The 14074-nt window shown below is 65.8% G+C and carries 17 protein-coding genes; 12 read left to right on the top strand and 5 right to left on the bottom strand.

Features of this window, described 5'->3' with window-relative positions:
- The first annotated feature begins 136 nt into the window (after window positions 1-136).
- A complete protein-coding gene (locus G4Z14_RS09665) occupies window positions 137-1642 on the top strand; it encodes a malonate--CoA ligase (RefSeq protein ID WP_164625128.1) in 1506 nt (501 codons plus the stop codon).
- A 155-nt stretch (window positions 1643-1797) separates the two neighbouring features.
- On the opposite strand, the gene G4Z14_RS09660 is transcribed toward G4Z14_RS09665, so the two are convergent.
- Entirely contained in the window at window positions 1798-2133 is a 336-nt protein-coding gene (locus tag G4Z14_RS09660) for an ArsR/SmtB family transcription factor (RefSeq protein ID WP_164625126.1), read from the bottom strand.
- A gap of 217 nt (window positions 2134-2350) precedes the next feature.
- Here G4Z14_RS09660 and G4Z14_RS09655 point away from each other — a divergent pair, with 217 nt between their 5' ends.
- From G4Z14_RS09655 to G4Z14_RS09635, 5 genes are all read left to right on the top strand, one after another.
- Window positions 2351-2692 (top strand): AtpZ/AtpI family protein, encoded by a 342-nt coding sequence (locus tag G4Z14_RS09655; protein ID WP_164625124.1) that lies wholly within the window; start codon window positions 2351-2353, stop codon window positions 2690-2692.
- The gene (locus G4Z14_RS09650) at window positions 2673-3485 is read left to right on the top strand and encodes a F0F1 ATP synthase subunit A (RefSeq protein ID WP_164625122.1); all 813 of its coding nucleotides are present in this window, start codon (window positions 2673-2675) and stop codon (window positions 3483-3485) included. The genes G4Z14_RS09655 and G4Z14_RS09650 overlap by 20 nt, the downstream gene beginning before the upstream one ends.
- 50 nt (window positions 3486-3535) lie before the next feature.
- Window positions 3536-3775 carry a F0F1 ATP synthase subunit C gene (locus G4Z14_RS09645; protein WP_164625120.1) on the top strand — a complete coding sequence of 80 codons (240 nt, stop codon included), beginning with the start codon at window positions 3536-3538 and terminating at the stop codon, window positions 3773-3775.
- Between the two features lie 89 nt (window positions 3776-3864).
- On the top strand, window positions 3865-4413 hold the full coding sequence (locus tag G4Z14_RS09640; protein WP_164625118.1) for a F0F1 ATP synthase subunit B': 549 nt from the start codon (window positions 3865-3867) through the stop codon (window positions 4411-4413).
- Between the two features lie 4 nt (window positions 4414-4417).
- The gene (locus tag G4Z14_RS09635; protein WP_164625116.1) at window positions 4418-4975 is read left to right on the top strand and encodes a F0F1 ATP synthase subunit B; all 558 of its coding nucleotides are present in this window, start codon (window positions 4418-4420) and stop codon (window positions 4973-4975) included.
- Window positions 4976-5020: 45 nt separating this feature from the next.
- On the opposite strand, the gene G4Z14_RS09630 is transcribed toward G4Z14_RS09635, so the two are convergent.
- The 3 genes from G4Z14_RS09630 to G4Z14_RS09620 all read right to left on the bottom strand — a co-directional run bounded on the left by G4Z14_RS09630 (window position 5021) and on the right by G4Z14_RS09620 (window position 7530).
- On the bottom strand, window positions 5021-5791 hold the full coding sequence (locus tag G4Z14_RS09630; RefSeq protein WP_164625115.1) for a FadR/GntR family transcriptional regulator: 771 nt from the start codon (window positions 5789-5791) through the stop codon (window positions 5021-5023).
- Window positions 5792-5900: 109 nt separating this feature from the next.
- Window positions 5901-6557, bottom strand: coding sequence for an OmpA family protein (locus tag G4Z14_RS09625; protein ID WP_164625113.1), 657 nt, complete (start codon window positions 6555-6557; stop codon window positions 5901-5903).
- Window positions 6558-6675: 118 nt separating this feature from the next.
- Window positions 6676-7530, bottom strand: coding sequence for a methylated-DNA--[protein]-cysteine S-methyltransferase (locus G4Z14_RS09620; RefSeq protein WP_164625111.1), 855 nt, complete (start codon window positions 7528-7530; stop codon window positions 6676-6678).
- A gap of 153 nt (window positions 7531-7683) precedes the next feature.
- Here G4Z14_RS09620 and nth point away from each other — a divergent pair, with 153 nt between their 5' ends.
- Genes nth through G4Z14_RS09605 form a run of 3 tightly spaced genes read left to right on the top strand, consistent with a single transcriptional unit; the run spans window position 7684 to window position 9488 of the window.
- Window positions 7684-8328 carry an endonuclease III gene (gene nth, locus G4Z14_RS09615; protein WP_164625109.1) on the top strand — a complete coding sequence of 215 codons (645 nt, stop codon included), beginning with the start codon at window positions 7684-7686 and terminating at the stop codon, window positions 8326-8328.
- On the top strand, window positions 8325-9308 hold the full coding sequence (locus G4Z14_RS09610) for an adenosine kinase (protein WP_164625107.1): 984 nt from the start codon (window positions 8325-8327) through the stop codon (window positions 9306-9308). Before nth ends, G4Z14_RS09610 begins: the two co-directional genes overlap by 4 nt.
- 12 nt (window positions 9309-9320) lie before the next feature.
- Entirely contained in the window at window positions 9321-9488 is a 168-nt protein-coding gene (locus G4Z14_RS09605; RefSeq protein ID WP_164625104.1) for a hypothetical protein, read from the top strand.
- A 113-nt stretch (window positions 9489-9601) separates the two neighbouring features.
- On the opposite strand, the gene G4Z14_RS09600 is transcribed toward G4Z14_RS09605, so the two are convergent.
- Window positions 9602-10351: a WecB/TagA/CpsF family glycosyltransferase gene (locus G4Z14_RS09600; RefSeq protein ID WP_164625102.1), complete on the bottom strand. Its 750-nt coding sequence runs from the start codon at window positions 10349-10351 to the stop codon at window positions 9602-9604.
- Window positions 10352-10523: 172 nt separating this feature from the next.
- Here G4Z14_RS09600 and G4Z14_RS09595 point away from each other — a divergent pair, with 172 nt between their 5' ends.
- The 3 genes from G4Z14_RS09595 to G4Z14_RS09585 all read left to right on the top strand — a co-directional run bounded on the left by G4Z14_RS09595 (window position 10524) and on the right by G4Z14_RS09585 (window position 13927).
- The gene (locus G4Z14_RS09595; RefSeq protein ID WP_164625100.1) at window positions 10524-11417 is read left to right on the top strand and encodes an acyltransferase family protein; all 894 of its coding nucleotides are present in this window, start codon (window positions 10524-10526) and stop codon (window positions 11415-11417) included.
- 99 nt (window positions 11418-11516) lie between these two features.
- Window positions 11517-12935 (top strand): hypothetical protein, encoded by a 1419-nt coding sequence (locus G4Z14_RS09590; protein ID WP_164625098.1) that lies wholly within the window; start codon window positions 11517-11519, stop codon window positions 12933-12935.
- Window positions 12935-13927, top strand: a complete 993-nt coding sequence (locus G4Z14_RS09585) for a glycosyl transferase group 2 family protein (RefSeq protein ID WP_164625096.1) — start codon at window positions 12935-12937, stop codon at window positions 13925-13927. The genes G4Z14_RS09590 and G4Z14_RS09585 overlap by 1 nt, the downstream gene beginning before the upstream one ends.
- Window positions 13928-14074: the final 147 nt, after the last annotated feature.

Here is a 14074-nt window from a genome sequence, read left to right as displayed (position 1 = left end):
CGCTTCAAGGGTGAATTCGCGCCAGATTGTGGCAAATTTTAAGCGCTCGCCTTCTGGTGGTGCGGTCGATCTGACCGCTTGAGTGCCCGCGACCTGCATGGCAGAGGAGGAACAGGCCCCGCCGCAGGAGGACATCATGACAAACCCGCTGTATTCCGCCCTTTTTGCCGCACTGGCAGAGCGCGACACCGTGTTGATGCACCTGCCGGCCGGTCGGTCCCTGACGGCGCGGGCGTTCCATGACCTGATCGGACAGGCGGCCAATGCCCTTGTGGCGGCTGGGGTGCGGCCCGGCGACCGGGTGGCGGTGCAGGTCGCCAAATCGCCCGAGGCCCTGGCGGTCTATGCGGCCACGGTCTCGGTGGGGGCGGTGTTCCTGCCGCTGAACACCGCCTATACCCCTGATGAAGTAAGCTATTTTCTGGGCAATGCCGCGCCCCGGCTGTTCCTGTGCGACCCGGCCCGCGAGGCGGCGCTGGCGCCGGTCGCGGCGGGCCATGCCGCGGGGCTGATGACGCTTGACGGGGCGGGGGGCAGCTTTGCCGCCGCGATGGCCGGGCAGGCCACAGGCTTTGTGCCGCGGGACCGGGCGCCGGGTGATCTGGCGGCGATCCTCTATACCTCGGGCACGACCGGCCGGTCGAAAGGCGCCATGCTGAGCCATGACAACCTGCTGTCGAATGCCGAAGTGCTGGCCGATCTGTGGCAGTTCACCGAGCAGGACGTACTGCTGCACGCCCTGCCGATCTTTCACACCCATGGGCTGTTCGTCGCCTCGAATGTCAGTTTCCTGACCGGCGGGCAGATGATCTTCCTGCCCGGTTTCGATCTGAACGAGGTGCTGGCCGCGCTGCCGCGCGCCACGGCGATGATGGGGGTGCCGACCTTCTACACAAGGCTGCTGGACGATGCCCGCTTCACCCGCGATCTGGTGGCGCATATGCGGCTGTTCGTGTCGGGATCGGCACCGCTGCTGGCCGAAACCCATGCCGACTTCGAGGCCCGGACCGGGCACCGGATTCTGGAGCGCTACGGCATGACGGAGACCAACATGAACACCTCGAACCCCTATGCCGGCGAGCGGCGGGCGGGGACAGTGGGCTTCCCGCTGCCGGGAGTGGAGCTGCGGATCATGGCCGATGCGGCCGAGGTGGCGCCGGGGGAGGTCGGCGGCATCGAGGTGCGGGGGCGGAATGTGTTCCTTGGCTATTGGCAGATGCAGGACAAGACAGCGGAGGAGTTGCGGGCGGACGGCTGGTTCATCACCGGCGATCTGGGGCGGCTGGACGCAGACGGCTATGTGCAGATTGTCGGGCGGGCCAAGGATCTGGTGATCTCGGGCGGGTTCAATGTCTATCCCATCGAGGTGGAGATGGTGCTGGACGAGCAGCCGGGGGTGCTGGAAAGCGCGGTGATCGGCCTGCCGCACCCCGATTTCGGCGAGGCGGTGTTTGCCGTGCTGGTGGCGCAGAACGGCGCGGCACTGGACCCCGCGGCGGTGCTGGCGGGGCTGCGCGAGCGGCTGGCGCGGTTCAAGCAGCCGAAGGCGGCAGTGGTGGTTGCGGCGCTGCCGCGCAATGCCATGGGCAAGGTGCAGAAGGCCGAACTGCGCAAGACCTATGCCGGTTGGTTCGCGGGCTAAGCGCCCGTCGCCCCCACCCCCGGCCTCTCCCCACGAGGGGGAGGGGGGCGGCAGGCTTGTCATGTTGCGCTGGTGCTGGCGGCGCAGGGGGGCTGTCTGCCCCCCTCTTGGCTGCGCCAATTCACCCCCCGAGGATATTTCCGAACAGATGAAGGTCAGGTTTCGTCTGGTTCTGCGAATTCGGTTTCCAGAAACTTCTCGAAAGCGTCGAGGTCGACCGGGTCGAACTGGCCGAAGCCCTGCATCCAGACGCTTGCGGCGCGCAGGGCGTCGGGTTCGAGTTTGCACCAGATCACCCGGCCGCGTTTCTCGCGGCTGATGAGGCCGGCCTCGGCGAGGATGCCGAGGTGCTTGGAAATGGCCGCGAGGCTGATGTCGAAGGGGTCTGCGACGTCGGTCACCGCCATGTCGTCTTCCAGAAGCATGGCGAGGATCGCCCGGCGGGTCGGGTCGGCGAGAGCGGAAAAGGTGGTGTCGAGCGTGGCGGCCATGCTGCGACTATCGGGGCAGGATGCGCGATCGTCAACCGGATGGTTGAATGTGGCAAAGGCAAGCGGTTTCGATGTGGCGCGGGTGCGTTTGGCGTTGAGAATTAGGAAAATTCATAAATTTCATGATGTTGCGTGATGTTGTCGCGTGTCTGCGCCATATTGACTCAGATCCCCCCGCCCGGTAGGTCATGGCCAACTTCCGAAGGGGCATTCTGCCATGGTGTCTGAGGCTGACCGCGCGCGACTTGCGGCGCTGGAAAAGCGGATCGCCGAGGCGAAAGGCGCGGTAAACCCGCCGCCAAACCCGAAGGAGGATCAGTATTCCCAGGCACAGCTTGCCTGGCGGATGGTGATCGAGCTTGTGGCCGGTCTGGCGATCGGCTTCGGCATCGGATACGGGCTGGACCGGATGTTCGGGACTATGCCGCTGTTTCTGGTGCTGTTCATCTTCGCGGGCTTCGCGGCGGGTATCAAGACCATGCTGCGCTCGGCGAAGGAAGTAGAGATGCGACGGGCTGCCAAGGCGGCCGAAGAAGGGGATGACGGACGTGGCGACTGAAGAAGTTGTGGAAGGCGCGGCGGAACACGGCGCGGAACACGGGGCCGGTCTGGCCTTTCACCCGCTGGACCAGTTCAAGATCACCCGGCTGTTCGGCGAAGGCCCGATCGAGTGGTATACGCCCACCAACGCCACCCTTTGGATGGCGTTGGCCGTGGTCGCCATCGTCGTGATCTTCGTCTTCGGCTCCAAGGGCCGCGCGCTGATCCCCTCGCGCCTGCAATCCATCGGCGAAATGGCCTACGGCTTTGTCTACAAGATGGTCGAGGACGTGGCCGGCCATGACGGCGCCAAGTTTTTCCCGCTGATCATGACGCTGTTCGTGTTCATCCTGTCGGCCAACATGCTGGGCCTGATCCCCGGCTCCTTCACGCCCACGAGCCATATAGCCGTCACCGCGATCCTTGGTTTCGGCTTCTTCATCTTCGTCACGCTGCTGGGCTTTGCCAAGAACGGCGCGCATTTCCTGGGCCTGTTCTGGATGTCGGACGCGCCCTTGATCCTGCGCCCGATCATCGCGGTCATCGAGGTGATTTCCTACTTCGTCCGCCCGGTCAGCCACTCGATCCGTCTTGCCGGCAACATCATGGCGGGCCACGCGGTGATGAAAGTGTTCGCGGCCTTTGCGCCGATGATCCTGATCTCGGCCATTGGCGTCGTGGTCACCCCGGTTTCGGTTCTGGCGATCACCGCCATCTATGCGCTCGAAGTGCTGGTGGCCTTCATCCAGGCCTACGTGTTCACCATTCTCGCCTGCGTCTATCTGAAAGACGCGCTCCATCCGGGGCACTGATCCGCAGGCCGGACAATCAATCCACCTATTCCATCGTAAGGAGAAGACACATGGAAATCGCAGCAGCCGCCGCTATGGGCAAATTCATCGGTGCCGGTCTGGCCGCCATCGGTTCGGGCGCCGCCGCCATCGGTGTTGGCAACGTCGCCGGCAACTTCCTGGCAGGCGCGCTTCGCAACCCGTCGGCCGCTGGTTCGCAAACCGCAACCCTGTTCATCGGTCTGGCCTTCGCCGAAGCCCTGGGGATCTTCTCGTTCCTCGTCGCGCTTCTGCTGATGTTCGCCGTCTGATCTGACGCTCGCATCCTTACGGTCAGGGATGCAGGGCCCCGCGCCTTGCATCCCTGAAACTCCCAAAGGGTCCGACGGAGGACAGGAACATGGCGACCGAAACGACTGCGTCTGAAGTGACGCATGGGGCCGCAGAGGCCGCCGAGGCAGCAGGTATGCCTCAGCTGGATTTCTCGACGTTCCCGAACCAGATTTTCTGGCTTCTGGTCACGCTGGTCGTGATCTACTTCGTGCTGTCGCGCGTCGCCTTGCCGCGCATCGGCTCGGTTCTGGCCGAGCGCAAGGGCACGATCACCAATGACCTCGCGGCGGCTGAAGAGCTGAAGCAGAAGGCCGTCGGTGCCGAAAAGGCTTACAATGACGCGCTGGTTTCGGCCCGCGCCGAGGCTGCCAAGATCGTGGCGGCTGCCAAGGCGGATATCCAGAAGGATCTGGACAAGGCGCTGGCCAAGGCCGATGCCGAGATTGCCGCCAAGGCTTCGGAATCGGAAAAGCGCATCGCGGAAATCCGCGCCGGTGCGATGGACGCCGTCACCGAAGTGGCGAAGGACACCGCCAAGGAGCTGGTCGCCGCGCTGGGTGGCAAGGCTGACGCCAGGGCCGTGACAGCGGCTGTGACCGCAGCACTGAAAGGGTAAGGCCATGAAACATCTGATCCTTCCCCTGACGCTGCTGGCCGCCTCGCCCGCCTTTGCCGCCGGTGGTCCGTTCCTCTCGCTGCGCAACACCAACTTCGTGGTGCTGATCGCGTTCCTGGTGTTCATCGCCATCCTGCTCTGGGCCAAGGTTCCGGCCAAGCTGGGCGGGATGCTGGATGCCCGCGCCATGCAGATCAAGGCGGAACTCGACGAGGCCAAGGCGCTGCGCGAGGAAGCCCGCGCGCTGCTGTCGTCCTATGAGAAGAAGCAGAAGGACGTGCAGGAGCAATCCGACCGCATCGTCGCCCAGGCCAAGGAAGAGGCGCTTGCCGCCGCCAAGCAGGCCAAGGAAGATCTGAAAGCCTCGATCGCCCGCCGTCTGGCGGCCGCCGAGGACCAGATCGCCAGCGCCGAAGCCGGCGCCCTGCGTCAGGTCCGCGAAAAGGCGGTTTCGGTGGCGATTGCTGCCGCGACCGACATCCTGGCCAAGCAGACCACGGCCGAAGCCGCCAGCGCCTCGATCGACGAGGCGATTGCGCAGGTCGAGGCAAAGCTGCATTGAGTGCCGCGACAGAATTGAAAAGGCCCCGGTTTTCCGGGGCCTTTTTCATTGCCGGCTCTTTTCGTGTTCCAGTCTTTGCCGGGCCACCGCCTCATTCCGCGCGGCCTTGATCTGGTCGGCCATGGATTGCCTGACATAGTCCATATGCCCTTCGACCGCCGCGCGGGCCGCCTTGGGCTCGCGGCTCTGGATGCCGGCGTTGATGGCGCGGTGCTGATCGAGCAGCATGTCGCGGGTCAGGCGGTTCTTGAACATCATCTGGCGATTGTAGAACACGCCCTGCCGCAAAAGGTCATACATCGACCGCATCATGTGCAGCATGACGACGTTATGGCTGGCCTCGATGATCGCCATGTGAAAATTGGCATCCAGTTCCGCCTCGTCCGTGGGGTCGCGCTTCTGGTGCGCGGCTTCCATCTTGCGGAAGATGGTGTCGATCACCTCGAGATCGGTATTGCTGCCGTAATGCGCGGCGCGTTCGGCGGCCAGTCCCTCCATGTCGCGGCGGAAGGCGACATAGTCGAACACCGCTTCTTCATGGGTGGAAAACAGGTCAATCAGCGCCGGCGAAAAGGCCGAGCCCAGCACATCGGCGACGAAGATGCCGGCATTGGGTTTTGACACCAAAAGACCGCGATCCTGCAAGTCGGCCACAGCCTCGCGCAGCGAGGGGCGCGACACGCCCAGCCGCTCGGACAGTTCGCGCTCCGAGGGCAGGCGTTCGCCGGGGCGCAGAATGCCGCGCAGGATCAAAAGCTCGACCTGGCTTATGACGCTGTGCGACAGCTTTTCCGCTTCGATCTTCTGGAACGGCATGGTCTCCTCCTGATTGGTTCGATCATATGACCAATTTCAGAAGGTTTTCAATGAAGAAGGGCCGGAGGTTTCCCTCCGGCCCGAAATCTTTCCTGAAAGGAAGATCGCCTCAGCGGGTCGGACGGATGATGATTTCCACCCGGCGGTTCTGCGCGCGACCGTAGTCCGTCTGGTTGGAGGCAATCGGCGCATCCTCGCCGCGGCCATAGCTGGTGATCCGGCTGGACGGCACGCCCGAGCCGCGCAGCACTTCGGCCACGGCCACCGCGCGGCGCTGCGACAGGTCCTGATTGTAGGCGGCCTCGCCGACATTGTCGGTATGACCGATCACCTCGATCCGGGAGTTCGGGTATTTCACAAGGCTCGCCGCCACGGCGCGCAGGTCGCCGACGAGATTGCCCGACAGGCTGGCGCTGTCGGTGGCGAACAGCAGATCCTGCGGCATGTTCACCACGAGGTAGTCGCCCATGTTGGTGACCGAGATGTTGGAGCTGAGCGAGCCGCGCAGTTCGGCCGCTTGACGGTCAAGGTCGGAACCGATCGCCGCCCCGGTGGCCGCGCCGACAGCACCGCCCAGAAGCGCGCCCTTCAGCTCGTCGCCATCGCCCGACACCGCCACCCCGGCTGCCGCGCCCAGAATGCCGCCGATGATGGCGCCGTTCTTGGTACGGGCGTTCGGGTCGTTCGGATAGGCGTTCGGATCAACGCAGGCGGTCAGGGCCAGCGCACCAAGGGCGGCCAGAATCAGTGGGGTTTTCAGGGTCATGCAAATGCCTCATTCGGAAGGATCGGCGGCTCGCGCCTTGGCCCGGCTATAGCAGGCTTTGCCATGTTATCCCATAGCAGCCCCGGCCGCAGCCTGGGCTGGGGCAGGTTCTTGCCCATCACGCGGTTGTGTTCAGCGCCTCACGCGCATCTTCCCGCGCGCCCTCCCAGGCCAGCATGGCGCGCTTGACCGGCAGGCCCCAGTGATAGCCGCCAAGCCCGCCCGACTTGCGCAGCGCGCGGTGGCAGGGGATCAGGAAGCTGATCGGATTGCGCCCGACCGCGGTGCCGACTGCGCGCACCGCCTTGCCATGGCCGATGGCGCCGGCGATTTCGGAATAGGTGGTGACATGGCCCGAGGGGATGGCCAGCAGCGCCTCCCAGACCTTGATCTGGAAGGGCGCGCCGATCAGGTGCAGCGCGGTTTCCTCGCCGCCAAAGGCTGCCGCCGCCAGGGGGGCAATCGCGGCGTCGTCGCGCCGGAAACTCGCGGCGGGCCAGCGCTGGACGAGGTCGGCCACCGCCGCCGCCTGTCCGATCTCCTGCGTGAAGCCCATGCCGCAGATGCCCTTGTCGGTGGCCATCACCACAGTCTCGCCGAAGGGGCTGTCGGCCAGCCCCCAGCGGATGTCCAGCCCGGCGCCGCCCTTGGCGAAATCGCCCGGGCTCATCGCCTCCCATTTCAGGAACAGATCATGCAGCCGCCCGCCGCCGGACAGCCCGGTTTCATGCGCGGTTTGCAGCACGGTAAAGCGGTGGGCCAGCAGGGTTCGGGCGTGGTCCAGCGTCAGGTATTGCTGATAGGCCTTCGGGCTGACGCCAACCCATTGGCTGAAGGTGCGCTGGAAATGCGCCGTCGACAGGCCGATGCGGGCGGCAAGCCCGTCCAGCGTCAGGCCCGGCCCGGCGGCGTCGATCTCGCGCAGGGCGCGGGCGATGACGGCATGGTGATAGCGGGGGGATTGGTCGGTCATGGGCGTCTCCTTGTGCTGAAGATAGGTCAGCGCCTGCGTCCGCGCGACCCGTTTTCTGCGGGATGATCCTCCGGCCCCGCGCGGGGCGCCGTCGCGGTTGCGGCGGGGCGAGGGCGGTTGCGGAAAGGCTGGCCAATGGTGCATAGCTTGACCATGGCCAAGCAGCTTTCCTATCCCGCAATGCGCCGCGTCTTCGCCCGGTTCCACGATCTGGAACCCGAGCCGAAGGGCGAATTGCATCATGTCAACGCCTTTACGCTGGTGGTGGCGGTGGCGCTGTCGGCGCAGGCCACCGATGCCGGGGTGAACAAGGCCACGCGGCGGCTGTTCGAGATCGCCGACACGCCGGAAAGGATGCTGGCGCTGGGCGAAGCGGGCCTGATCGAACATATCAAGACCATCGGACTGTTCCGCAACAAGGCGAAGAACGTCATCCGGCTGAGCCAGATCCTGCTGGACGAGTTCGGCGGGCAGGTGCCCTCCTCCCGCGCCGCCCTGCAATCCTTGCCGGGGGTGGGGCGCAAGACGGCGAATGTGGTGTTGAACATGTGGTTCCACCAACCGGCGCAGGCGGTGGATACCCATATCTTCCGTGTCGGCAACCGCAGCGGTATCGCGCCGGGCCGCGACGAAGCCGCGGTGGAGCGCGCCATCGAGGACAACGTCCCCGCCGAATACCAGCAGCACGCCCACCACTGGCTAATCCTGCACGGCCGCTATATCTGCATCGCGCGCAAACCCAAATGCGGCATCTGCCCGATCCGCGATGACTGTCAGTTCGAGGACAAGACCCCATGAAGAAGTATCAGGTTGTCGGCATCGGCAATGCGATTGTCGACGTGATTACCCAGGCCGATGAATCCTTCCTTGAGATGATGGGCATCGAAAAGGGCATCATGCAGCTGGTCGAGCGCGAGCGGGGCGAACTGCTTTATGCCGCGATGAAGGACCGGGTGCAGGCGCCGGGCGGGTCGGTTGCGAATTCCCTGGCGGGGCTGGGCAATCTTGGCCTGACGACCGCCTTCATTGGCCGGGTGCATGACGATGCCTTGGGCCGGTTCTATGCCAAGGGCATGGCCGGGGATGGCACCGATTTCGTCAACCCGCCGGTGCCGGGCGGCGAACTCCCGACCTCGCGCTCGATGATCTTCGTGTCGAAGGATGGTGAGCGGTCGATGAATACCTATCTTGGCATTTCCTCCGAACTCGGGCCGCAGGATGTGTCGGACGATGTGGCGGGCGACACCGACTATCTGTTTCTGGAAGGCTATCTCTACGACAAGCCCAAGGGCAAAGAAGCGTTTGAACGTGCTGCGAAGCTGTGCCAACAGGCCGGCGGCCGCGCCGGGATTGCGCTGTCGGACCCGTTCTGCGTGGATCGGCACCGCGACGATTTCCGGCGGCTGGTCAAGGATCTGGACTATGTGATCGGCAACGAGCACGAATGGCAAAGCCTTTACCAGGCAGACCTTGAGACCGCACTGGCGCAGGCGGTGCAGGATGCGGGCGTCGTGGTCTGCACCCGGTCAGGCGAGGAGGTGATCCTTGTGCGCGGCGCCGAGCGCGCCGTGGTGCCGGTGCGTCGCGTGGTGCCGGTCGATGCCACCGGGGCAGGCGACCAGTTCGCGGCGGGGTTCATCTATGGGCTGGCCACAGGGCAAAGCCTTGAGAAGGCCGGTCGCATGGGCTGCGCCGCCGCCGCCGAGGTCATCAGCCATTATGGCGCCCGGCCGGAAACCGATCTGAACGCGCTCTTCCGGGCGCAGGGACTTTTGTAAAGGGGCGGAACCATGGACTATGCAGCAGCGGGCAACCCGATTTCCTCGGGCAAGCAGCCCAAGCACAAGGTCGGCAAGAAGGGCCTTGGCGCCGAGAAAAGCCCGACCGGGGGCAAGGCCTCGAAGGAGGAGCTTCTGGCGCGGATGAAGGCCGCGGCCGAGGCGAAGAAGAAGGGCTGAAGGGCAGACCCTCCGGCCTTCCGCCCTTCAGGGGCTTTCATACTGGGTGAAATATCCTCGGGGGGTGAGGCGCGTAGGCGCCGAGGGGGGCAGACGGCCCCCTTGCTTCGGGGTCAGCCACGCTGCCGCAAGGCCTTGACCGCCTCGCCCGGCAGGATTGCGGCGCAGGCGGCATAGCGCGGGATCAGCCGGCGCGGCGACGACAGCGCCCGCCACAGCCACTCCATCGCCATCGCCCGCACCCAGGCGGGCGCGCGCGTCTGGCGGCCCGAAAGGAAATCCAGCCCCGCGCCGATCGAGGCAAAGCCGACTGCCGGGGCCAGACGCCGGCCAAGGGCGGCGAATTCTTCCTGCTTGGGCGAGCCGAGCGCGATCAGGCACAGCCCGACATCGCGGGCGGCCAGCTCGGCCAGCACGCCGGCGGCCTCATCGCCCGTAGGGTCAAATCCCATGGCGGGGGCGTGGCGCAGCACGACGACAAGGCCGGGGATCTGCCGCATCAGCTGGTCGGCGGCGGCCTGCAGGGTGTCCTCGGTGCTGCCGACAAAGGCCACACCCCGGCCTTCGCGGGCGGCAACCTCCAGCAGCGGGCGCAGCGCGTCCGACCCCGGCACCAGCGCCACCGGCTTGCCGGCCAGCCGCGACAGCCAGACAATCGGGTTGCCGTCGGCGCAGATCAGGTCATGGGCGGCATAGGCGGCGCGGTAGCGGGGCAGCCGGCGCAGCTTCACCAGATGGTCAAGGTTGATCGTGGCCAGGGCAAATCCCTGCCGGGTGCGCAGCCGCTCGGCCACTACGGCCAGAAGCGCCGCGCGGTCGGGGAGGTTCACGGTCAGCGGCGTATCGCCAAAGCGGAACTGCACGGCAAGGCACCTTTGCAACAGGACTGCCCGTCCCTAGCACAGCCTGCCCCCGATTTTCGAGGTCGATTTGTCCCGGCCTTTATCGGGATGCCGGCAACAGACTGTTTCAGCCTCCCATGGCCTGCGCCTTTTCCGTTGCCACAAGGGGATGCTTTGCACTAGCCAAACCGCGATGACCAAAGCCGTTTCTCACCGTCAGGGCATTGACCTTGCCCGTTTCCTTGCCGCCTTCGGGGTGGTGGTCGCCCATGCCGAGGCCAGCCCGCGCGACTGGGTCGGCCATCTGGCGCTGGCGCTTTTCGCCATTCTGACGGCCTATCTCGCGGTGAAATCGGCCGAGCGGGCCGGGGGCAGCTATGCCTATCTGCCGCGCGCGCGCCGGCTGATCCTGCCTTGGGCCAGCTGGTCGCTGTTCTACTGGGCGCTCGAGGCTGCCATCGCCGACGGGCCGGACAAGTTCCGCCCGCTTGTTGACCCGTGGAGCCTTTTGTATGGCGGATATATCCACCTGTGGTTCCTGCCCTTCATCGGGCTTGCAATGCTGCTGGTCGGCCCGGCGGTGGTCCATGTCACCTCGCTGCCACGCCTGACCGGGGCCGCGGCGCTGCTGGTGGGGCTGTCTGCGCCGCTGTTCTGGGCGCATGAAGCGCTGCACCTGCCCGACCCCCTGCCGCAATGGGCCTTCACGCTGCCCTGCTATGGGCTGGGCCTGCTCATGGCCAAGGCGCATGGCATGGGGCGGCCCGGCATCACCCTGATCGCGGGCGCGGCCCTGGCCGTTCTGGCGGTCTGGATGGGGCAGGCCGCACCCTGGACCTTTACCGTGCTGGCGGGCCTTGTCGCCTTCGAGATGTTCTGGCGCCTGCCGGTCAGCGGGCGCTGGGCGCTGCATCTGGGACAGATGGCCTTTGGCATCTACCTGATCCACCCTTTCCTGATGCTGGTGGTCTACAAGTTCGCCGGACCGGAGGTGCCGTTCTTCACCGGGGCGGTGCTGGATTTCCTGCTGTCCTGGGCCGTCATCGCCGGCCTGCGCCGCATCCCGGTCTTTGCCCGCCTTACCTGAAAGCCAAAGCCCCGCGTCACCGGATGCGCCAAACCCGAGTGACCGGCCCCCCGCCCTTGTGTTAAGCCAGTTCAACGAGTTCAGAAAGCAGCGTCGCCCGTGCAAAGCCCCAACCTCATCGCCTATCTTGCGCTTGCGCTCTGGCCGGTGGTCGGGTGGAAGCTGTGGCAAAGGCTGGACCGGGGGCAGGCGCTGATCTGGACGATCCTTGGCGGCTACCTGCTGTTGCCGCCACTTGCGGCCTTCAACTTTCCCGTTGTGCCCGACCTGAACAAATCCACCATTCCGAACCTCGTGGCCCTTGCCTGTGCGCTCTGGCTGGTGGGGGACAGGGTGGGGTTCATGCCGGCAAGCTGGCTTGGCAAGGCACTGATCGCGGTCTACATCGCCTTTCCCTTCGGCACAGTCCTGACCAACCGCGCGCCGCTGGTGTTCGAGCAGATGGCCATTCAGGGCATGCGGATCTATGACAGCTTTGCCGCCATCGCCTATCAGGCGATTGCCCTGCTGCCTTTCTTCCTTGCCCGGCGCTATCTTGGCCATCCCGAGGGCATGCGCGCCATCATCGCCGCACTGGTGGCTGCCGGACTGGCCTATTCGGTGCCGATGCTCGTCGAGGCGGTGATGAGCCCGCAGATGAACGTCTGGGTCTACGGCTTTTTCCAGCACGATTTCTTCCAGACCATCCGCTATGGCGGCTATCGCCCGGTGGTGTTCCTGCCGCATGGACTCTGGGTCGCGTTCTTCGCCTGCATGGCCGTGCTGGCCGCCGTTACCCTGCTGCGCCGCACTGTGCCCGACGCGCGGCCGAGGGTGCTTGTGGTGTTTGTCTATCTCTCCGTCATGCTGGTGATCTGCCGGTCTGCCGGCCCGATCCTTTACGCGCTGGCGCTGGTGCCGATGATCCTGTTCCTGCCCGCTCGCTTGCAGATCCTGATCGCGGCGGCGATGGCGCTGGTGGTGGTGAGCTATCCAGTCCTGCGCGGGGCGCATCTGGTGCCGGTGGACCAGATCCTTGATCTGGCCAATGGCCTGTCGCCCGAGCGGGCCGCGTCGCTGCGCTTCCGTATCGAAAATGAAGAGACCCTGCTGGTTCGCGCGCAGGAACAGCCCTGGTTCGGCTGGGGCGGTTATGGCCGGTCCTTCACCCATGATCCGGTCACGGGCCAGACCCTGAACATCGCCGACGGGGCCTGGGTCATCCTGATGGGGAACTATGGCTGGGTGGGCTATGTCGCCGAATTCGGCCTGACCGCCTTGCCGCTCTTGTTGCTGGCCCGCGAAAGCCTGCGGCAGGGCGGGGCAGAGCTGTCGCCCTGGGTTGGTGCGGTGGCGCTGATCCTCGGGGCCAACATGCTCGACCTTCTGCCGAACGCCACCCATATTCCTTTCACCTGGCTCCTCGCCGGGGCGCTGCTGGGAGAGGCCGAGCGTCTGGCCGCGCTGCGTGCCGACCGCGACGCCATGGCCCGGCGCGAGGGGCTGCACGCCGGCAAGCCCTTGCGGACGGTGATCTGATGCGGGTGGATATCGGGGTCTTCGCCCATGACGAGGGGCCGGGAATCGCCGCGATGGTCGCGCGCCTGCTGGCACAGGACCTGACAGGCCTTGATGCCCGCCTGCTGGTGCTGGCCAATGGCTGCCACGATGACACCGCCGCACGGGCGCGGGCGGCCGGGGCGGAGGTGGCCGAACTGGCCGAAGGCGGCAAGTCCCGCACCTGGAACCGCTTCGTGCATGACCTGTCGCGTCCCGACGCCGGCGTGCTGGTCTTCGTCGACGCCGATATCGACTTCGATGCGCCCGACAGCCTGCGCCGCCTTGCCCTTGGCCTTGCCGCCCGGCCCGCGCTTTGGGTGCTGAACAGCCAGCCGGTCAAGGACATCGTCGCCCGACCCGAGGGGCTTTCGGCCATGGACCGGCTCATCGCTGCGGCCGGTGGCGGCCTTGACGATTGGAAAACCGCGATCTGCGGCCAGCTTTACGCCATGCCCGCGGCGCGGTCGCGGTCGCTGCATCTGCCCATCGGCCTGCCGGTCGAAGACGGTTTCCTGCGCGCCATGGTGCTGACCGACGCGCTGACCGGCCCCGAGGATTTCTCGCGCATCGACGGTCTGGACGGGCTTTCCCACACCTACGCCAGCGAACGGACGCTGCCCGCCCTGATCCGGCACCAGACCCGCATCGTCATCGGCTCGGCGCTGAACTTTGCCGCCTTTGACACGCTCCGGGCGCTTGCCCCCGAGGCGCGACGCCCGGCCCTTGCCGCGGCGGCGGCCGACGAGGGCTGGCTTGCCCGCGCCGCGCGCGCGCGCCTGCCGCGCTGGCCCTTCGGTTTCGTGCCCTTCCATTTCCTGACCAAGCGCCTGAGCCGGGCCCTTGCACATCCTCGGCAGAATCTGCGACCGAGGCGCGCGGTTGTCACGCTTCTCGGCTTTGGCTTTGACGCAATTGTTTACCTTTTGGCGCAATATCGCATGGCGCGCGGAGCGGGTGCCGGGTTCTGGTAGCGGGTTTCGCGGCATTTCTTGCGGCAACTGCCCGAAACCGTGGCAGAGCTGCCTGAAAGGCGGCAGCATTGTTGCCGGGACATGCACTTTTCACAGGAAGGCCCCGGCGGGGTAGGAGAAATGCCGCAATTCTGCTAAAATATTCGT

It is taken from the genome of Tabrizicola oligotrophica, assembly GCF_011008935.1.
Lineage (GTDB): Bacteria > Pseudomonadota > Alphaproteobacteria > Rhodobacterales > Rhodobacteraceae > Tabrizicola_A > Tabrizicola_A oligotrophica.
The sequence above is the reverse complement of the archived record's forward strand: the minus strand, read 5'-3'. Positions and strand labels throughout refer to the sequence as shown.